Annotated in this window: 17 protein-coding genes; all 17 read left to right on the top strand. The window is 45.2% G+C overall.

Features of this window, described 5'->3' with window-relative positions:
- The first annotated feature begins 343 nt into the window (after positions 1–343).
- Positions 344–1,201 (top strand): ABC transporter permease, encoded by an 858-nt coding sequence (locus VN447_RS17805; protein WP_325526769.1) that lies wholly within the window; start codon positions 344–346, stop codon positions 1,199–1,201.
- Positions 1,202–1,290: 89 nt separating this feature from the next.
- Entirely contained in the window at positions 1,291–2,850 is a 1,560-nt protein-coding gene (locus tag VN447_RS17810; RefSeq protein ID WP_325526771.1) for a nitrogenase component 1, read from the top strand.
- Positions 2,847–4,187 (top strand): nitrogenase component 1, encoded by a 1,341-nt coding sequence (locus VN447_RS17815; RefSeq protein ID WP_325526773.1) that lies wholly within the window; start codon positions 2,847–2,849, stop codon positions 4,185–4,187. Before VN447_RS17810 ends, VN447_RS17815 begins: the two co-directional genes overlap by 4 nt.
- Before the next feature lie 36 nt (positions 4,188–4,223).
- On the top strand, positions 4,224–5,006 hold the full coding sequence (locus VN447_RS17820) for an ABC transporter permease (RefSeq protein WP_325526775.1): 783 nt from the start codon (positions 4,224–4,226) through the stop codon (positions 5,004–5,006).
- A 60-nt stretch (positions 5,007–5,066) separates the two neighbouring features.
- Positions 5,067–5,948, top strand: a complete 882-nt coding sequence (locus VN447_RS17825) for an acyl-CoA dehydratase activase (RefSeq protein ID WP_325526777.1) — start codon at positions 5,067–5,069, stop codon at positions 5,946–5,948.
- A gap of 119 nt (positions 5,949–6,067) precedes the next feature.
- Positions 6,068–7,276: a 2-hydroxyacyl-CoA dehydratase family protein gene (locus tag VN447_RS17830; protein ID WP_325526779.1), complete on the top strand. Its 1,209-nt coding sequence runs from the start codon at positions 6,068–6,070 to the stop codon at positions 7,274–7,276.
- Positions 7,277–7,473: 197 nt separating this feature from the next.
- On the top strand, positions 7,474–9,519 hold the full coding sequence (locus tag VN447_RS17835; RefSeq protein WP_325526781.1) for a 2-hydroxyacyl-CoA dehydratase: 2,046 nt from the start codon (positions 7,474–7,476) through the stop codon (positions 9,517–9,519).
- Between the two features lie 27 nt (positions 9,520–9,546).
- The gene (locus tag VN447_RS17840; protein ID WP_325526783.1) at positions 9,547–10,758 is read left to right on the top strand and encodes a 2-hydroxyacyl-CoA dehydratase family protein; all 1,212 of its coding nucleotides are present in this window, start codon (positions 9,547–9,549) and stop codon (positions 10,756–10,758) included.
- 204 nt (positions 10,759–10,962) lie between these two features.
- Complete coding sequence (locus VN447_RS17845; protein WP_325526785.1) at positions 10,963–12,174, top strand: 2-hydroxyacyl-CoA dehydratase family protein; 1,212 nt, start codon at positions 10,963–10,965, stop codon at positions 12,172–12,174.
- 33 nt (positions 12,175–12,207) lie between these two features.
- On the top strand, positions 12,208–13,218 hold the full coding sequence (locus VN447_RS17850) for an ABC transporter substrate-binding protein (protein WP_325526787.1): 1,011 nt from the start codon (positions 12,208–12,210) through the stop codon (positions 13,216–13,218).
- 453 nt (positions 13,219–13,671) lie between these two features.
- Entirely contained in the window at positions 13,672–14,319 is a 648-nt protein-coding gene (locus tag VN447_RS17855; RefSeq protein ID WP_325526789.1) for an ABC transporter permease, read from the top strand.
- 47 nt (positions 14,320–14,366) lie between these two features.
- The gene (locus tag VN447_RS17860; RefSeq protein WP_325526790.1) at positions 14,367–15,500 is read left to right on the top strand and encodes an ABC transporter ATP-binding protein; all 1,134 of its coding nucleotides are present in this window, start codon (positions 14,367–14,369) and stop codon (positions 15,498–15,500) included.
- On the top strand, positions 15,501–16,142 hold the full coding sequence (locus tag VN447_RS17865; RefSeq protein WP_325526791.1) for an ABC transporter permease: 642 nt from the start codon (positions 15,501–15,503) through the stop codon (positions 16,140–16,142).
- Between the two features lie 72 nt (positions 16,143–16,214).
- Complete coding sequence (locus tag VN447_RS17870; protein ID WP_325526793.1) at positions 16,215–17,159, top strand: glycine betaine ABC transporter substrate-binding protein; 945 nt, start codon at positions 16,215–16,217, stop codon at positions 17,157–17,159.
- Positions 17,160–17,478: 319 nt separating this feature from the next.
- Positions 17,479–18,480 (top strand): 4Fe-4S binding protein, encoded by a 1,002-nt coding sequence (locus VN447_RS17875; RefSeq protein WP_325526795.1) that lies wholly within the window; start codon positions 17,479–17,481, stop codon positions 18,478–18,480.
- A gap of 612 nt (positions 18,481–19,092) precedes the next feature.
- Entirely contained in the window at positions 19,093–20,040 is a 948-nt protein-coding gene (locus VN447_RS17880) for an ABC transporter permease (RefSeq protein WP_325526797.1), read from the top strand.
- Positions 20,034–20,813 (top strand): ABC transporter ATP-binding protein, encoded by a 780-nt coding sequence (locus VN447_RS17885; protein ID WP_325526799.1) that lies wholly within the window; start codon positions 20,034–20,036, stop codon positions 20,811–20,813. The genes VN447_RS17880 and VN447_RS17885 overlap by 7 nt, the downstream gene beginning before the upstream one ends.
- Positions 20,814–21,003: the final 190 nt, after the last annotated feature.

Here is a 21,003-nt window from a genome sequence, read left to right on the forward strand (position 1 = left end):
GATCTAAGCTACCCACCACAGTTTAGTTGTGAATCTTGTGGCGGGGTAATGCATCCACGTTACTATAAAGGGGTCCATGGATTCGAGTACCGGATTTCGGATGTGCTCGATACCAAAGGACCGCGTTAGCGGTTTTTCTTAATTTTAGAAAGGAGAATTACTTAGATGACCGGGCAATGCAGTTAGCTGTTTCTATAGGATCGTGTTAAAAATAAAATACTTGGAATTTTTTATGGGTTGACCGGTGAATAAGCTGGAGACGCAAATAGAGCGTTTTCGGCTTTTTGTTTTTTCCGGACCCGATGTGATAATAAAAGGATCATTTTAAGGAGGTGTGGGTTGAATGATTGAACATGTAATTAATAATTTTCGCAGGGTTTATCAGAATAAGCAGACGGCTGTCTCTAAACCCGGATGGTTAACTAACCTATCGTTTGCACCGGCAGTAAACATACTGGAAAAAACGTTTGGCATTGTGCTGGTGTTACTGGTATGGGAGCTCGCGCCGCGACTGGAGCTAATTGATCCCTTTCTTTTACCACCATTTAGTGAGGTAATACAAAGCTTATTTAGAATGGTCGTTTCCGGAGAAATATTTAGGCATTTTTCAATCAGTATCAGCCGCTCATTTACGGGTTTCTTTGTCGGTATTGGGATCGCTATTCCCCTGGGGATTTTTATGGGATGGTATAGCAAACTGGAAGAAGTGGTAGATCCCCTGGTGCAAGCCTGCAGGAATTCTTCTGTATTAGCATTGTACCCGGTTTTCCTCCTGTTTTTTGGATTAGGTGAGGCTTCGAAAATGGCGATCATCATCTGGGGGACTATCTGGCCATCTCTGCTCAATACCATTTCCGGTGTAAAGAATACTGACCCGCTACTGATAAAGGCTGCTCGTTCTATGGGTGTCTCAAGGCTGACACTGCTGTATAAGGTGATTGCACCCGCATCACTGCCCTCAATATTAACAGGTGTCAGGCTAAGTGCGGCCAGTTCTATTCTAGTGCTGGTGGCCGCCGAGATGATTGGCGCCAATGCGGGCTTGGGCTTTATGATCTTCTACTTTGAAGAACGGTATGCCGTACCGGAAATGTATGCTGGTATTATTACCATGTCGCTGCTTGGTGTCACCATCAATTATTTGCTTGTCGCATTAGAAAAACGCCTGACAGGCTGGAAAGAAAAGTTTGTTGGTGATTGAAAAAAGAAGCTTGCGGCGCAGTCAGGTGGCAAAAATACTAGTGCATTGTATACGGCTACACCGTTGTACATAACAGGGAGGTTCAAACGATGAGTTTATTAGAAGATAAAGTGGTTCCAGGGCGCGAGAGCAGGCTGGAGGCCTGCATCGCTTATGGCGGTACAGCCTGCGGCTTGAAGGGCGAGAATAGAGGGTGCCTGAAGAATCAGGAACGGGCTTTTTCACAATCAGGGTTGTGTCAATTGCTGCCAACAATGGGTATGCTGCTGACTTTGCCGGATACGGCAGTGGTTGTTCATGGCGCTATCGGTTGCGCAGCAAATGGTATCAGTACAGTTATCGGTATCCGGTTGCGAAATGTACAAAAAGGCAATACCAACGCCCAAGACGGGGTTTGGGTGTCGACTAACTTAACAGAAAGCGATGTTGTTCATGGCGGCGAGGAAAAGCTGGAGAATGCTATCCTGGAAACCTATGAACGCTATTCCCCTAAATCCATTGTAGTATTCCAGACTTGCACCCCCTCAATTATCGGTGATGATGTCGCCAGTGTAATTGACCGGGTGAGAGATAAACTGGATATTCCAGTGCTTGTCGCGTATTGCGAAGGCTTTAAAACTAAGGTGTGGGCAACAGGGTATGATGTGGCTTTTCACGCCATTGTGCATGGTTTTATTGAAAGTGATAAGGAAGGACGGCCACCACGGCGGAATCCAGAGAACAAGCGTGCACGACCATTAGTCAATGTAATTAACCTCGCTTCTGTTGGTAAGCCTGATGAGGACGAAATCACCCGGTTGCTTAATGCCATCGGTATTGATGTTACTATTGGCCCCAATTTCGCTACACGGGAAGATATCCGCAATATGACTCAGGCCGATCTGACCATCAGTGTCTGTCCCACCCATGATGATTATTTCATCGATTATCTGTACCAAGAATATGGCGTGCCATATGTCCTGAAAGATATGCCGATTGGTCTGGAAAATACCAGAACCTGGCTACTCGATATTGCCAGCCATTTTGGCCTGGAAAAGCAGGCAGAAGCGGTCATTGCCGCCGAAGAAAAGAAGGTTTTGCAGGCGGTAGCCAAATATCAGCCTGCTTTGAGTGGCAAGACAGTGTTCTTAAGTGCCGGTGAATTCAGGGCCTTGGTAACTGGTGCACTGTTCCAGGAACTGGGCATGGAGGTTGTTGGGGTCCGCTCCTACCATCACGATCACTTTGGTAAAGACTATTATGAAAAGCTGGTGCAAAAACAAAACGGTAAAAACTTTGCTGTTGATATCGCCAATTTTCAGCCGTTTGAACTGACCAACCTTTTGCAAAAGACTAAACCTGATTTGTTTATCGGGCACGTAACTGATAATATCTGGGCGGCTAAACTGGGTCTGCCTACAGTAACCATTTTTAGAATCTTTGACAGCTATATTGGCTATCAGGGCTTCTACTCAGTAGCAAAAAAAGCGGCCAGAGTCCTTAGAAATTTCTCCTTCAACAGGAATCTGGCAAAAAACACACAAAATCCATACAAGCCGGGCTGGTATGAGCAAAACCCGTTCACTTTTATTAAGGTTTTGGATGCTACTCAGGTTTCGGAGCAAAATCTGCTGATAAACCAGGATGCAAAAGGGGGGGCAGTACAATGAGCAGTAATTTTATTGAAAAACCGCGTTACCAATGTGCTTTAGGCGGTGCGCTGGTAACCATAAATGCAATCAACCGGGCTGTCGCGATTGTACATTCAGCTCCTGGTTGCGCCTCGGCCGCTGACGGCGCGGCAAAATCAGGGAGCGGGTATTGGGGAACCAGCTATTGCAACGGTCGGGCTACACCAAGCACCAACATCCTGGAAAAAGAGGTAATCTTCGGTGGTGAAAGCCGCCTGGCCGAGCAGATTGACAGCACGCTGGAGATTATCGACGCAGATCTGTATGCTGTGATTACCGGCTGCATGACAGATATCATCGGGGATGATGTTCAGTCTATCACCGGCCGGTTCCGGGCTGAGGGGAAGCCGGTGGTAGTTGCTGAAACCGGCGGGTTTAAAGGTAATTCAGCCAGTGGCTATGATTTGATTCTGGCGGCATTGATCGCCCAGGTGGTGGAAAAGGGGCTTGCTAAGGTTGCCAATCAGATTAACCTGTTAGGTGTTATACCCACCCAGGATGTATTCTGGCGAGGCAATCTGCTGGAATTGAAACGGATACTGGAAGATTTGGGATTACAGGTGAACACCTTTTTCAGCCCGTTTGATAAACTGTCATCGTTGAAAACCTCTTCGCAGGCTGCCTTAAATGTTGTATTGTCTGATGTGCACGGCTTGGGCGCAGCTCAGGCATTTGAAGAAATCCATGGGATACCGTTTGTTAATATCCCGTTACCGATTGGCCCTACCGCGACTCAAGCGTTTTTGGCAGAGCTTGCCAGGCATATTGCGATAGAGCCAAGTGTCCTGGCAGCAGTGATACAACGGGAAACCGAATGGTATTACGCCTATGTAGAGCATGTCGCGGAGCTGTACAATGATCTTGATTTGCAGCGCTTTGCCATTGTTGTAGGTGATGCCAATTACAGTTATGCCCTCACCCGGTTTATTGTCGATGACTTTGGCTGGATTCCATACCTTGTTGCGGTAACCGATATCCTGGATGATACCGGTAAGGCTAAGGTAGCAGAACGGTTTAATTCTTTGCCAGCAGAACTGCGGCCTAAGTTAATTTTTGAAACAGATACTAGCCGGATTGCCACCTCCTTGCAGGAAGAACTGGCAAAAGAGCCGGATGAATATGGCTCGCCTATCAGTCCCGCTTTTGTGCTTGGCAGCACCTGGGACCGGCCATTGGCTCATGAATTTAAAGCCGGATTTCTTAGTGTAACATATCCGGTAAGCAACCGGGTAGTGACCGATCAGGCGTATGCCGGTTACCGCGGTGGGTTACGTTTGGTTACTGATATTTTGAGTACTTTAATTAGCAACAGATAGACAGGATATTCCTTTTATATGGGGGTGGTGAGATTAGTGTTAAATACATATTGGGAAACAGCCTGGAAATTTCTAAAAAGAGTCATTGCAATCGGGTTAGTTATAACTATCTGGGAAATCCTTCCGACAGTGGGCCTCATTGACTCCCGCAGCTTACCTCCCTTTAGCGATGTTATTCAAGGCTTGCTAAGCCTGGTGTTGTCCGGTGAATTGTTTAAACATGCACTGGCAAGCTTTCACCGCACATTGTTGGGATTTTTTATCGCTGTTGGGATTGCTATTCCGCTGGGAATTCTCATGGGGTGGTTTAAGCGCCTGGAAAAAATAGTAGATCCGCTGATGCAGATCTGCCGGAATACAGCAACACTGGCGCTATATCCGGTATTTATCCTGGTCTTTGGACTGGGAGAACTGTCCAAAATCGGCATTATCTTCTGGGGGTCCATCTGGCCGATTCTGATTAATACCATTGAGGGCGTCAAGACAGTTGACCCGCTGCTAGTCAAAGCAGCACGGTCGATGGCGATGTCCCGGTTAGGTTTATTTGTTCACGTTATATTACCGGCTGCCGTACCGGCCATTCTTACCGGGCTCAGGATTAGTGCCACCCGCTCAATTATTATTTTGGTAGCTGCTGAAATGCTGGGTGCCAGCGCGGGGTTAGGTTTCTTAATCTTTGATGCCCAGCATAAATATCAGGTTGAAAAAATGTACGCAGGCATTGTGATATTGATTATGCTGGGGATGTCGGTAAACTATTTGATTGTTAAGCTGGAGCAGTACCTTACCCGCTGGAAAGGGACAACAGGAGCTGCCTGACTAAACGCCAAATGCGATGCGTAGCCAAAAAATAGTTAGCAAAACGAAGGAGTGACTAAGATGAAAAAAATAGTAGATGTTGTTGATAAAAAACTGGCCGGGACGATTACGAATGATACGGTCATTGGTATCGATATTGGTTCGCGGACAGGGAAGGCTGTATTGTTAACTGAAGGTAAGCTATATACCGCGATTACGCCCACTGCCGTGTTTACACAGCAGACTGCCGATAAACTGTTTGATAAACTGCTTAAACAGACCGGCTTAAAACAATCAGATATTCAGTATATTGTCGGTACCGGCTATGGCCGGATATCGCTTAACTTTGGCGATATTCCTAATAAAATTGTTACCGAAATCTCCTGCCATGCCATGGGGGCTCACGTACTCAATGCCAATGTTCGCTCAATTGTAGACATTGGCGGACAAGACTCAAAAGCTATCCGGGTAGACCCCAAAAACGGTAAAGTGGTGGAATTCATTATGAACGACAAATGTGCTGCCGGTACCGGACGTTTTCTGGAAAAAGTGGCACAACTGCTGGATTTGACTACTGAAGAACTGGGGCAGGAAGCGCTCAATGCTACCAAACCGTCAGACATCAGCAGCCAGTGCGTGGTATTTGCCGAATCAGAGGTGATCTCGTTAAAGGCTAAAGGGGAAAAACGGGCAGATATTGCCGCCGGTATTCATATTGCGACTGCGCGCCGCATCCGTAACCTGTTTAACCGGATCGGCCTGGAGCCGGATCTGGTATTTACCGGCGGGGTATCAAACAATGCCGGCATGAAAAAGGCTGTGGAAGAGGTATTAGGTCATGCGATCAGTGAGGTCAAACTAGATACCATTTATGCGGGGGCGTTGGGTGGCGCAGTTATTGCTCAAAGAAACCTGGCAGCTGCGAGTGCTGAAAAAGAAGAATTATCGGCTTCGGCAAGTTAGCGAAAAATAGGTTATCCATCAATAATAGCGAATAGCTGGTCAGTGATCAAACTGAAATTTAATCCTTACACCACAATAAAGTACAATCAGCGACACCTTAGAAAGCGAGGCATACATATATGGACATTGAGGATATTCAGAGCCCACGGGATTATCTGATATACAGTAAAACTAAGGTACATCCCTATTCACCGGCTATCGGCAAATTACTAGACCTATCCACATCTTATGTTTATGATGCTGAGAGAGCGTATGCAGAAGGCAAAAGCAATGCTGTTTGGTCGCGGGCTACCGGTTGGGAGATACCACTTGCCTATGCTTCAGATATTATCCCGGTGGCTTATAGCGAGATGGGACGCTTGAGTGACCTGGAATCGGTTACTATTGCTGAAGACTACTACCAGTTCCCCCAGGAGACCTGCTCTATGGTCAAGTGCACTGTTGGTCAATGGCATAAACGCCGTGGTTCTGGCATCAAGCGGATTATTGGCGCCAGTGTAGCTTGTGAACCCTATAATCTGGCCTGGGAACTGATGAAAAAAGAGGGTTACGATGTTCATGCCATCGATGTTGTCTATCGGGCTCCTGGCGTCAAAGGCGAACGACTGGAACAGTTAGTACAGTTCTTAATAGAGCAAATTTATGAAACGGCAGAATGGCTGACTGGCAGCAGAGAGATTAATGAAGATAAGTTAAAGACCGAGATTCAGCGGAAAAACCGATTAATTGTCAAGGTTCGGAAAGTGTTGGAATTACGTATTAAAAACCCCTACTATATGCGCAGCCTGCCTTCGATTTATTTGCTAACCGGTCTAAATACCTATTTTGGGAAACCGGCAGAGTATGAAGCTGTCTTGGATGAGCTGATCACAGAACTGGAAACAGCAACTGCAAATAAAGGCGATTTGGCGAAAGTCATTCCGCTGGTATGGGTAGGAAGTCCTGGCCAAGAATTTGGCATTTACGAAGCCATTGATCAGGCAGGCGGTGCACTGCTCGGTTTCCGCGGTTATCCCTTTAATAACTATGACGAAACATTGCCGCCAGTTGAGGCGTTAGCCCGTCACGTGCTGGGAAATCAGGAAGCTGGGGCTTCAATTTATGTGCAAAAGGTTATTGAGCAGGAACTGAAAAAGGTTAAAGCCAGAGGGTTGGTGCTGTACGGTTATCTTGGTTGCTCTTATGGTAGTGTAGCCCGGGAGATGTGGCGGGATTATTTCCATAAAAAGGGTTTTCCCAGTATCAATCTGGAGGGTACCTTCCAGGTGGGTCCCCCCACCGGGCAAATCCTGACACGGATCAGGGCTTTTGTTGAAATGCTGGCCTAGTACCGTACGTCACCTAAAAGTTTGGCTTATATTGCGGTCTTTTTCCGCCCTGCTTCGTTGTCGGCGCCTTGCATATGTCCGATATGCAAGGCTTCTCCGCCTCGCAGGACAAAAAAATCCTCGCAATCTAATCTCAAATTCTAAGTGACGCACGGTACTAGCCATAAGAGATTGAATTGAACAAGGGAGAGAGATATATGAAAATAGCAGAAATCATTGACCAGAGCCTTATTTCAAACATCACCGGCGCAACTGTAGTGGGGATTGATATTGGTTCAAGAACAGGAAAAGCGGTACTGTTTACCGGGGATGAGCTGTACACTGTCCAAACCCCTACCGGTATTGACATGCAGGAAACCTCGGATGAATTATTGGCCGAACTATTAGAACAGTCTGGTCTGAAACGGTCAGATATCACCTATATTGTCGGTACCGGTTACGGCCGGGTAGCCATGAGTTTTAATGAAATTCCCCACCAGATTGTAACCGAGATCTCCTGCCACGCGATGGGGGCACACTATCTGAACGCCGGGATACAAACTATCATTGATATCGGCGGCCAGGATTCTAAGGGCATTAAAGTCGATCCGGAGACTGGCCGGGTAGTAGAATTCGTCATGAATGATAAATGTGCGGCCGGCACCGGCCGGTTTCTGGAGAAGGTAGCGCAACTGCTGGATCTGGATTTGAGTGAGCTGGGAAAAGCAGCGCTGGACGCTACTAAGCCTTCGGAAATCAGCAGCCAGTGCGTAGTGTTTGCTGAATCAGAAGTTATCTCGCTGCGGGCCAGAGGCGCAACCCAGGAAGACATTGCTGCGGGTATTCATCTAGCTACAGCCCGGCGGGTACGCAATCTGTTAAGCCGGATTGGACTTGAACCGGGTTTAGCCTTCTCCGGTGGTGTTTCTAACAATATCGGTATGAAAAAAGCCATCGAAGACCTGCTTGAACACCCCATCAGTGAATTTAAGCTGGACGCCATCTACGCCGGCGCGATGGGCGCCGCTGTACACGCGCTAAACTATCAGGCCGCAGGTGTTCACGGTGAGCAGGAGGCAGAGAATGGCTTCAGCCTGGATTTGAGTGAGCTGGAAAGCCGGATTGCCAAGCAGCAGGAAGCCATCATCACCGCTGCTGACGGGAAAAAGAGCGTGGGTTATCTGTGTACATATACCCCGCTGGAACTGATCAATGCCGCTGGTGTCAATCAACTGAGACTGTTTAAAATGGGTAACACCGAAGTCGTTGCCAGCGGTGAGCAGATCACCCAGAGCGTATTCTGCGATTTTACCAAGAGTATTCTGGGAGCCTTTAAAGAAGGTGACCCTTTATATAAAGCACTCGATAAAGTCTATACCTTCTATACCTGCGATTGCATTAAAAAAGTCGGGGAAGCGATCGGTGACTTTTTCTCCCCCACCGACATTTATACCTTGCCCCGCCTGCGGGAGAAAGAGTCCTCGCGGAATTACTACCGGACAGAGATAGTAAACTTCAAAGAAGACCTGGAAAGGCTGTCCGGAAATACCGTAAGCGAAGAAGAGGTGAGGGAACAAATCAAAATCTATAATAAGGTACGGGGAGTATTAAAGAAGATCTCTGATTTGCGCAAACGGGGGAATCCGCCAATTAAAGGCAAAGACTTCCTGGACCTCATCAAAGGCTACTATTACCTGCCACCTGCAGAATTGCTGATTTTGTACCAGCAAATCTATGACACTCTGGCTGCAGTGCCGGAGCAGGGCCGCAAACCGATCCGTCTGATGATGGCAGGCGGCATTGTAGCAGATGGTGACCGGAGATTGCTGGAGCTTATTGAAGATACAGTGGGAGCGCGGGTAGTTATCGAGGATCACTGCACCGGTTCCCGCAATGTCAGCTTCCAGATCAACGAAGAAGGAGACCCCTATCAGGCGCTGGCTGAAGGTTATCTGGACCAATCGCCGTGCACCCGGATGAAACCACTGCAAGAGCGGATTACCATCTCCGGCGATCTGGCGCAGGAATACCAGGTCGATGGAATACTGTACGTGTACCTGAAGTTCTGCCCGTGCTACGGACAGATCAAGCACGAATTCTTTAGGCATTATCAAAAAATTGGTATACCGGTGTTAGAGGTTCCTATCGATTACTCTGCCAGCGACCAGGGGCAGCTTAAAACCAGGCTGGAAGCCTTTATTGAGGTGCTGGGCGAAAGAGGGGGCATTGTTGATGCAGATCGAGGAAGTTCAAAATCAGCATAGTTATGTTAAAAATTGAGGAGGGTGTTTGTGGAAATAGAGGATATTCAAAGTCAGCGTGATTATGTTGATTATTGCAAAAAGGTTCACAGTTATTCACCGGCAGTCAACAAAATACTGGACCTCTCCGAAGCCTATGTTCCAGATGCTGAAAAAGCTTACAAAGAAGGCAGGAAGAAAGCCGTTTGGAGTAATGCCTATGGCTGGGAGGTGCCGGTAATTTATGCTTGCGATACCATCCCGGTGGCTTTTAGTGAGATGGGGCGTTTAAGTGACCGGGAGGTTATGCTGATTGCTGAAGACTACTACCAGTTTCCGGTAGAAACCTGCTCGATGGTTAAATGTACGGTGGGGCAGTGGCATTTGCGCCGCAACACCAGCACCATAAACCGTATTCTCGGCAACAGCTCGGCCTGCGAGCCGTACAATCTGGCCTGGGAAATTATGAAGCGGGAAGGGTATGACGTATATAATAATGATGTGGTGTACCGCGGGCCTACCATAGAAGGTAAGCGCCTGGAAGAGTTAATCAAGTTTTTTGTTGTGCAGATTCATGATGTAGCAGAGTGGCTTACCGGCAACAGGGAAATTGATGAAGATAAGCTGCGGGTTGAGATACAGCGCAAAAACCGATTGCTGACTAAGCTGCGGACTGTTCTGGAATTAAGACGCAAGCATCCGTTTTATGTACGAAGTTTAGCTACTATCTTAATGCTGAATATTGGTTTAAACAATTATTTCGGCAAGCCGGAAGAATACGAGGCGGCTATTGATTTACTGATTGAAGAACTGGAGAATGCGCCAATTAATGAAACCGAGCTAAAGAAGGTTATCCCTTTGGTCTGGGCCGGTGGAACAGGCCAGGAATTTGGAATCTATGAAGCCATCGACCAGGCTGGCGGTGCCCTTTTGGGGTTACGCAGTGTTCCCTTTAAACTGTACCGGGAGGATGTTCCACCGATTGAATCATTAGCCAGATGGGTCTATGACAATGCCGGTGCCGGTGCCGGTGTGTATGCGCGTAATGTACTGGAGCATGAGGTTGATAGGCTAAATGCCCGCGGTTTGATCCTGTATGGTTATATCGGCTGCTCTTTCGCCAGTGTTGACCGGGAGATGTGGCGCAAATATTTTCATGAAAAAGGGATACCGAGCATTAATCTGGAAGGGTCATTTCAGACTGGAGCACCAAGTGGCCAGGTGTTAACCCGGGTTAAAGCGTTTGTAGAGATGCTGGCTTAACCCTTAGGGGCAGCGGTAATTGCACAAAAGAGTGTTGCTGCCGAGCGGGTGGAGAAAGCAGAGGCATCTGCATAAAAGTCTAAATGAAGTGCAAATGAATAAAATTAATTTAAACATAGGGTTGACTGGAGAAAAACTAGAGACGCGATGAGTGTCTTTAGTTTTGTTTTTTATAGAAATAAATCAGGAAGAGGCGAAACATCGATGGATATAGAGGAAGTCTATAGTCAGCGGGATTATATTGAACACTGCAAAAAGATTCACAGTTATTCAACAGCAATTAATAAGATATTAGATCTTTCCGAATCTTATATTCCTGATATCGAACAAGCTTATAAGGAAGGAAAGAAGGATGCGGTTTGGAGCAATGCGGCCGGTTGGCAAGTACCGCTGATTTATTCCTTTGGTGTTATACCTGTGTCTTATAGCGAGATGGGACGCTTAAGTGATAAGGACGCCATGCAGATCGCCGAAGACTATTACCAGTTTCCGGTGGAAACCTGCTCAATGGTCAAATGTACGGTAGGACAGTGGCACCGGCGCCGGAACACCAGTACCATTAACCGGATTATTGGTAATAGCTCGGCCTGCGAGCCTTATAATCTGGCCTGGGAGATTATGAGACGGGAAGGCTATGATGTATACAACAATGATGTTGTTTACCGTGGGCCTGCCGTAGAGGGTAAGCGGTTAGAAGAGTTAGTTAAATTCTTTGTTGAGCAGATTTATGATATTGCCGAATGGCTTACAGGCAAGCGACAAATTGATGAAGATAAGCTCAGGGTTGAAATTCAGCGTAAGAATCGTCTGCTGAACAAACTCAGAACAGTGCTTGAGTTAAGACGGCAGCATCCGTTTTACGTACGCAGCCTCGCGACTATTTTGATGCTGAACATTGGCTTAAACAATTATTTCGGCAAACCGGAAGAATATGAAGCGGCCATTGATTTATTGATCGAAGAATTGCAAAAAGAGCCGGTCAGCAAAGCGGATTTAAAGAATGTTATCCCCTTGGTCTGGGCGGGAGGAACAGGCCAGGAATTTGGAATATATGAAGCCATTGACCAGGCTGGCGGTGCTTTGCTCGGGTTACGCAGCGTTCCCTTTAAACTGTACCGGGAAGACATTCCACCGGTAGAGTCACTGGCAAGATGGGTATATGATAATGCGGGTGCCGGCGCTGGCGTGTACGCCCGGAATGTACTTGAACATGAAGTAAACAAGCTAAGTGCCCGCGGTATTATTCTCTATGGTTATATCGGTTGCTCCTTTGCCAGCGTAGACCGGGAGATGTGGCGTAAATATTTCCATGAAAAGGGAATCCCGAGCATCAACCTGGAGGGGTCATTCCAGACAGGCGCGCCCAGTGGTCAGGTACTTACCCGGGTAAAAGCCTTTGTGGAAATGCTTGCTTAGAAACACAAGTAATGTTGTTAAAGGATGATGAATTTGAAAAAAAAGCTCAGAAGTAAGCTGATAATAATCGTTGCAACGATAGTTGTTCTAATGCTGTTGGTCGGCGGGTGTTCAAAGAGTCAACAGACCCAGGCTAGTGAAAGTGCGACAAAACAATCTGATATTGTTAGGGTAGCTACTCCTAGTGCGCCTACAAGCCCATCGATTTACTATGTAGGGGATGAACTCGGCTTTTTTGCAGAACAAGGAATAAAAATTGAATATGCCGGTGTTATTCCTTCTACCCAGCTGGTGGCCTCGGTTGTGGCGGGGAAACTTGATGTGGGCGGTGCCCATATCAACAGGACTATTGCCGGAATTTCCGCCGGTGCCAAAATCAAGGCGGTATCGGCAAATACCGAGACTAGTCAGGACATACCACATATGGTAGGCGTGATCACTAAAAACAGTTCGATAAAAAGCGCACAGGACATGGTTGGTAAAAAAATAGGGATCCCCTTGATTGGTGGCTGCAATGAATACACCCCCTATGCCTATATGAAAAAAAATGGTATAGATGATCCTAAAAGCAAGGTGCAGGTCATCGTTATGCCCGAACCACAGCTGGATCAGGCTTTGCGCCAAGGCGACATTGACCTGGCTATGATGCATAAAACCACTGATTTCATTAAAGAACGCGGTGAATTCCAGGTTATTTTCAGCGATTACGATATATGGGGAACTATTGGCGGGGCGACGCCGGCGTATTTTTCCGAGAGATTTATTCAGGAGAAGCCAGACGTAGTCAAACGTTTTGTGACAGCAGTCGCAAAAACTAACAACTGGGCCAACGCCAATCCGGAGAAAGCCCTTGAAATTACCGCTAAACGAGCCGATGTTGATCCTAAGACCATTAAACCTGGTCATTACGCTAAAGATGCTGTGATTTTGGAAGATACAGTTACCGTTTGGATTAATTTGCTTACCGACTTTAATGAAATAAAAGGCGGTATCAAACCGGAGCAAATCTATACTAATGAATTTAATCCCAATACAAAGAAATAGTTTGTTTTGAAAAAGTAGAGGAATAAATTTACATAATCAGTTTTGCGGTATAAGCACCTAATGGTCAGCCGTTATACTGAAAGGCTAAGAGTGGATAACACTCTTGGCCCTTTTTTTGGTGCTAATACTTCCTTAAAGTGGAGATGAAATTTATTTAAATGGAGGTAGATCGTGTGAAAGAACTGCTCAAGCTAAGGCCGATGATAATGGCTATTCTGATTGCATTTACTTTAGTGTTTGTAGGAGGTAGCTCTTTTTTTGATAATTAGGTTCTTAAAGTTAAATATAGACAACTACGGAAATTATTGACATGCTACAGTGTTTATATTATATTAGTTGTAATTGTATATGATTTGGCTGATCAGTAGACTGAAGGCTAATGGTATTCCTAAGGGAATTACTATTGGCCTTTTTGTTTTTGTTCTAAATGCGCGTTTGAAAGGTGGTAAGCATTTGAATTATCTTAAATATATTCAGAACAACTTGCCGACTATTTTAGACTACTTTCAGACTCATTGCTCCCTTGTCTTGTGGACGGTTGTGATTTCTTTGTTGCTCTGGATTCCGGTCGGTGTATTGATTACTAGAAATGAGGTATGGGCAAAGCGAGTCCTGGCGATTGCCAATACTATCTTCTGCATTCCCGGTTTGTCTTTATTTGCAATGCTGATAACAATTCCCTTCCTGGGATTGGGCAGGCGCTCAGCCTTGGTTGCTTTGGTGCTATATGCTATGATGCCATTGGTTAGAAACGTCTATCAGGGTGTTAAAAACGTGGATAAAAGTGTCATAGAAGCTGCTCGGGGCATGGGGATGGGCTCTTGGAGGATTCTCTGGGAAATCCAGCTTCCGTTAGCTATGCCCGTTATTTTTGCCGGATTCAGAATAACGGTTGTCATGACTACCGGGACAGCGGCTATCGCAACCTATATTGGCGAAAGAAACCTGGGGCGTTTGATTGCTGAGGGGTTAACCAGGTTTCATGTGGAGATGATCGTTGTCGGTGCTTTATTTGTTGCGGTTATGGCCTTCGTTTTGGACAGTATTCTGGGGTATTTGGAAAAGAGAATGGTGCCCCGGAGTTTTAGAATTCGCAGCTGACGCATGAGCAATCTGTGATAAGGTAGGCACCGATAGGAGGATACAGAATGATTGAATTAATTGAAGTGACAAAACTCTATAAGGGCCAGATGGTACCAGCGGTCGATAACCTTTCTTTAAAAGTGGAAAAGGGCGAAACTTGCGTTTTCGTTGGATCATCAGGGTGTGGTAAAAGTACCACCCTGCGGATGATCAACAGGATGATCGAACCTAGCTCGGGAACAATTCTTATTGATAACAAAGCTGTTAAAGAGAATGATCCCGATAAACTTAGAATGAGCATTGGATATGTTATTCAGCAGATTGGTCTTTTACCGCACCGGACGGTTGCCGAAAATATCTCAATAGTACCGCGGTTGCATGGATGGCCCAAGGAAAAGATCAAACAGAGAGTGGATCAATTACTGAATTTGATTGGATTAGATCCTGAAGTAACTAGAAACAAGTATCCTTCCCAACTAAGCGGCGGACAGATGCAGCGAGTGGGTGTTGCCCGGGCAATGGCTGTTGATCCGCCGATTATGTTGATGGATGAGCCATTTGGTGCCGTCGACCCCATCGCAAGGAATTATCTTCAAGACGAATTTTTGCGGTTGCAGCAAGTAATGAAAAAAACAATTTGCTTTGTGACCCATGACATAAATGAAGCAATCAAAATGGGAGATAAGATCGCTATTTTTGACCAAGGAAAACTAGTTCAATATGGTACCCCACAGGAAATCTTATCGAAACCTGCCAACGACTTTGTCAGCGACTTCATTGGATATGACCGGGTTGTCAAGAAGCTGAGCTTATTTCAGGTAAAAGTGTTGACCCGACGTCAGCGGTGCTTTCTTAGTGAAAGCGAATTGACCAATTTGTGGCAAAAAATCAAAGATGAAGAGGCTGAAGTTTGTTTTTTGGTGGATGCAGACGGTCACTCAACCGGATTTGTCACCAGAGAAGAACTTGCTCGGCAAGTAACAACCTCGGTCGATACCGAATCTTTGGAGAAAATACGGCAGATTGCCTTGTCTAGAAGGGAGGCTTTTGTTCGGGATACAACCCTATTGCGGGATGCTTTGTCTTTAATGCTGGAGCTAGACACAGAGTATCTCGGTGTTTGGGAAAGCGGTAAACTGGCTGGGATGATTACCCTCGGGGATATCAGGAAGCATTCATGCGGAAAAGGAGGCGAATAAATGGATTGGGCTCGGTTTCAAGAGGCTCTTTTTCATCAGGCTCCAGGAGCTTTGGGAACCCATATCTTGATGGTTCTGATCGCGGTAACCGTCGCTATAGTCATATCTGTTCCTATCGGGGTTATTGTCACAAGACCGCAGTATAAAAAGTTCGGGGTAGTGATCTTAAGCATTCTAAACCTGCTGCAAACTATTCCTGGACTGGCCGTGGTAGCATTAGCCATGCCAATTCTGGGGCTGGGTTTGAAACCGGCAATCATTGTATTGATTATTCAAGGACTTTTGCCCATCGCCCGGAACACCATCGCTGGTTTGTCCGGGGTGAGCGTTGATATCAAAGAGGCAGCAGTAGGCATGGGGATGCCAGCAAAGAAAGTGCTGTATGAAGTTGAACTGCCACTGGCTATGCCGGTTATTTTGGCAGGGGTCAGAACATCCACAGTGTATGTAGTTAGTGTTGGTACGCTGGCTGCTTACATTGGCGGCGGTGGCTTAGGTAATATCATATTGGGTGGGCTAAGTTTGCTTTGGCCAGAATATTTGCTGGTGGGTGCTGGCTTGGGAGCAATTCTGGCTATTGTTCTTGACCGATTGCTGGGTTATGTTGAGTACAAGATCACTCCGCCGGGATATGAAGGTTAAGCGGAATATCGATGATTTACCGCCAATATTGGCGGCAGGAAATGTGTATTTTTACTGATGGAGGGGTTGTTTATGAAAAAACCATTAAAGTATATGATTGTGATGGTCATATTACTAATAGTAATTATGGGAACGGCTGGGTGTGGTAGCAGCAAATCCGCTGGGGGCGATAACGCTAGTAAAAATGAAAACAAACCAACAATAGTAATCGGCTCAAAGACTTTCACAGAAGCCCTGTTGCTGGGGACCATGAGTTATCAGTACCTTCAATATCTTGGCTATCCTGTGGAAAATAAGGTTGGGCTTGGTGAATTGGCTGTTATTCGGCCTGCCCTGGAATCAAAACAAATTGGCGCTTATTGGGAATATACAGGAACTGTTTTAATCAATGTGATGAAACATGCTCCGAGTTTTGATGAGAAAGAAAGCTTTAATCTCGTAAAAGAGTGGGATGCAAAAAATAATATTATTTGGCTTGATAATGCGCCGCTTAATGATACATATGCGGTTATGGTGAGGAAAGACATTGCTGATAAATATAGTCTCAGGACTACTTCCGATTTGATTGAGCAGATTAAGAAAGGCGAAAAAATCAGATTCATTACTAGTCAGGAATACCTCGGACGACCTGACGGTTTGACTCACTTTGAAACTGTGTACAATTTTAAGTACCCGCGGGATTTAACTATTTTAGCCGCACTTAACATTGGTTATGAAGCCTTGAAAACAAATCAGGCTGAAATGGCCCTTTCTTACACGACCGACGCTAGGGTTAAAGCATATGGATTAGTGACACTGGAAGACGACAAAAAGGCCTTTGCAGTTTATAGTGCGGCACCACTTTTTAGAAAAGAAATTCTTGACGCGTATCCCCAGATTCCAGAACAGATGAAAAAGCTTAGTAGTTTATTGGATAACAATACCATAATGGACCTGAACAAAGCTGTCGATATTGACAAGAAGAGCGTCGAGGAAGTTGCGAAAGAATTCCTAACCCAAAAAGGCTTGATAAAGTAAACATAGAGGCGGGAGTCTTGACTCTTATTGTAAGATAAAGTAAGACTTAGCTTCAGGTGGGGTTTTAACACCATCTGAAGTTTAGTCGGCCAACTTCCAGGGACCAAGCCGCTCTAAGACTCCCACTTATAGAAGAGGGCGTCTTAGAGCGGCTTGGTCATCGAATAAATTATTGTGGCAGATTAGATTTATAGAACAGAGAAAGCCGTTTTTGTTACAATCAGAGGCCTGAAAGTTCTTTTGGCGTTGGTGGTACCAAAAGAACTCAGGGCCGATGTTTTGAATACGTTTCAGCACCTATATGGAAGGGGATGAATCAATGTCACTCATAGAGGATTTCAGCATTGTTTTTGAGGCTCCTGATTTTATCAAACCTTACCTGCATTTTTTTGCCACCGAAGAGGAAATGCAGCTTGTTGTCATGCTTGGTAAAGAGAGTCTGAGCATTGAAACAATAGCCGCCATGTTGTTAAGAAATGACAAAGAATTGGAAGACTTCTTGGAACAAGCTTATCAGCGATATATTTTAAACAAAGAAATCAAAGAAAGTACCGTTTATTACACTGTCGGCAATTTCTACCACCGTCTGAAAAATTTCTGCTTGTTTGGCAATTACCATATCATTCCCCGAAAAGTCCGCAAAGAATTGGATGCATGGGATTTTGCTGAATACCTAAAGCGAAATGATTATTTTCGAAAAGTCATTGATGCTAGTCCAGAATACGATAACTGCCACAATGAATGGGTACTTCTGTTACAGGAAGTGGAAGATATGATTGACGCCGCATCTGTAATCAGGGTATTGCCCTGTGATTGCAAAATGTTGGCCGATAACTGCGATCATTCCCGGGAAATTTGTTTAGTTCTTGACGAGAACCATATAAGCGACAGGTCAGGTGGCAGGGAGTTGAGCAAAGAAGAAGCAAAACAGCTAGTTCGCAAGCTTGACCGTGAAGGGTTGATGCATACCGGGGGGCCGCCTAATTGGCAAGAAACCGGTCCTAGTGTTGTGTGTAATTGTTGTACTTGTTGCTGTTACCCATTCAGAGCGGCAAAACATCTCGAGACTAAGGGAAAGTGGCCTAAATCGCGCTATATAGCTGTATATAACAAAAGCCAATGCATTCAGTGTGGCTTGTGTGTCAGCCGATGCGGTTTTAGTGCCTTTGATTTTGATGGAACAGACGTAGAAAAGACTGGAAAAGTAAAAAAGAATGTGTTATTTAATCCGGAACTCTGTTGGGGCTGTGGTATCTGTGTGAATGCATGCCCGTCTCAGGCTATACGGTTAATCAGAATTGCCGGTGGAGAAACGCCATAAACAGTTGCTGTTAACGATGTACAAAAGGTTTATACCTTGTGACTAAAAGAATAATTAGCAAAAAAACTTGGACTAGGAACCAAGGTTCGGTATCGCTAATACGCGGGGCTAAAAAATGTTATGTCTATTTTTGGCTTGCGGTGCTACCGAAGCTGCTTTTGCTCGACTTAACTTTGCTACTCAGCAAAGTGTTCTATTGGGGGCTTAAACAGAATAGAAAAGGTGCTACATTACGTTGGTAATGCTTTACAATGCAGGATATATACTTTATAATACTATCATAGCGTAATCATAGAATTGTATATTAGTTATTCCTGTGCGTAATATCGTACCGGAGGCTGACTAGTTATTACACTAGAGGCCGAGGAACTGTTTTTTTGAGAAAAAACAGCCTCGGTCTTTTTGTTTTTTAAAGGAAGTGATAAGTATCTAAATAGTAAAAAACGTTAACTGCATTGTTAGGTAGGCACGCTCATCACTTGGCGTGAACAACGAACTATTAGACTTTGTATTACGAAAGAAAATATTAGATCGACAGAAAGCAACAATGAACAAGTGAATTAGAATCTTGAAAGATCTGCTCTTATTTATCAGGAAAGAAGGTTAATCGTAATGAAGAAACTAGTAATATGGCTATCTGTATTATCGATAGTCCTGTCAATTGTTGTAGATATTTTTGTTGAAAACGCGGGCAAACATACACCTGTAAAACATCCCTATTTTATCTATTTGTTGGCGTGTTTTCTTATCATTCTTACAACCATTACGATAACATCCTATTTTAACTCTAAGGCCAAAGCATGGATTGAAGAAAAGAATTTGTTTGTTGCCGTAACGTTTTTATTCTTAAATGTACTGAACATAATAACAAAAAAGCTCGGATTATTGCCAGTTATATATTTTCCATCACTTGATAAGATACTAGGTGTTATTGTGGAAGACAGGGAGTTTCTTGCTCTTTGTCTTGCCTCTTCCGGGAAGCTTCTTTTTACGGGATATGTCTTTGGTGCAATTGCCGGGTTTGCCACAGGCATTGCTGTGGGATTCAACAAATCGGCAGGCTATTGGATAAACCCGTTAATTCGCGTCTTGGGCCCTATTCCTCCTACCGCGTGGATTCCCCTGGTGCTTATAAGTTTTCCAACTACATTTTCAGCCAGTGCTTTTTTAATTGCTCTTGCTGTTTGGTTTCCCACGACAGTTATGACAAGCAGCGGTATTTTGAATGTGCAGAATGCGTATTTTGAAGTATCCAGTACATTGGGAGCAGGAAAGTACTATCAAATATTTAAAGTAGGTGTGCCTGCTTCCATGCCGCATATGTTTATTGGCCTTTTTAATGGAACATGTGCCTCATTTATCACCTTGATGACAGCAGAAATGCTGGGGGTCAAGAATGGTATCGGCTGGTACATTAACTGGCAGAAAGAGATGATGGCCTATGCAAATGTGTATGCGGGACTTATCATTATCGCAGTTACCTTTTCAATTCTCATTACGCTGCTGTTTAAGGTGCGTGATCATGTACTTGTATGGCAGAAGGGAGTCATAAAATGGTAGGGGAAATAAAGATCGAAGGGGTCGTAAAGCGTTTTTCCCAGCAAGATGCGGAGGATGTTATTGCTCTTAGTGGTATTGATCTTATAATTGAGGCCGGTGAATTTGTTTCGCTCATTGGTCCTTCCGGTTGCGGCAAATCTACACTGCTCCGGCTGATTGCCGGGTTAAACGGCGCCGATGCCGGTAAGCTGTATATTGATGATGAAGAAATTCGCGAGCCAACCTATGAACGCGGTTTGGTGTTTCAAAATCCCATGCTTTTTCCCTGGCTAAATGTCCACGATAATGTCGCCTTTGGGCTCAGGGCGCGCAGTGTATATAAGCAAAACAAGGCAGAGGTGGATAAGTTTGTTGACTTGGTAGGCTTAGCTACTTTCCATAAGTCGTACCCTCATCAACTTTCCGGCGGGATGGCACAACGGGCATCCCTGGCCCGGGCCTTGGTCAATCACCCCAAGGTACTGCTGCTGGATGAGCCGCTTGGGGCGCTTGATGCTTTTACCCGCATGAACATGCAGGACGAATTGATTCGTATTTGGCAGGAACGGAAAACTACCATGATCATGGTGACCCATGATGTTGATGAAGCCATTTACTTGTCAGATCGTATTATTGTTATGACGCCACGACCAGGCAAGATTGAAAGTTGCATTGAAGTAAAGCTTTCAAGACCAAGAGCGCGTAGTAATCCCGAATTCCTTAATCTGAGGTCAAGAATTTTGGGGATATTGAATTTTGCGGGCAATGTAAAAGAACCAAATTATTATTTATAAGAGCATTCCTGTAATCGCTAAAAATGACCTTTGAAAAAAGAGACGCCAAGCAATAAAATGGCAATGTGCTGATCCGACCAAAGAAAGCACAAAACCAAAAATATTGAGGAGGCGTCTCACTATGAAGCGTACACAAAACGAGAAGATTTTGCAAATCAAAAATGAAACTTTAGTTGTCGGCATCGACATC

Origin of the sequence: Sporomusa sp. (assembly GCF_035561155.1) — a bacterium.
GTDB lineage: Bacteria > Bacillota > Negativicutes > Sporomusales > Sporomusaceae > Sporomusa.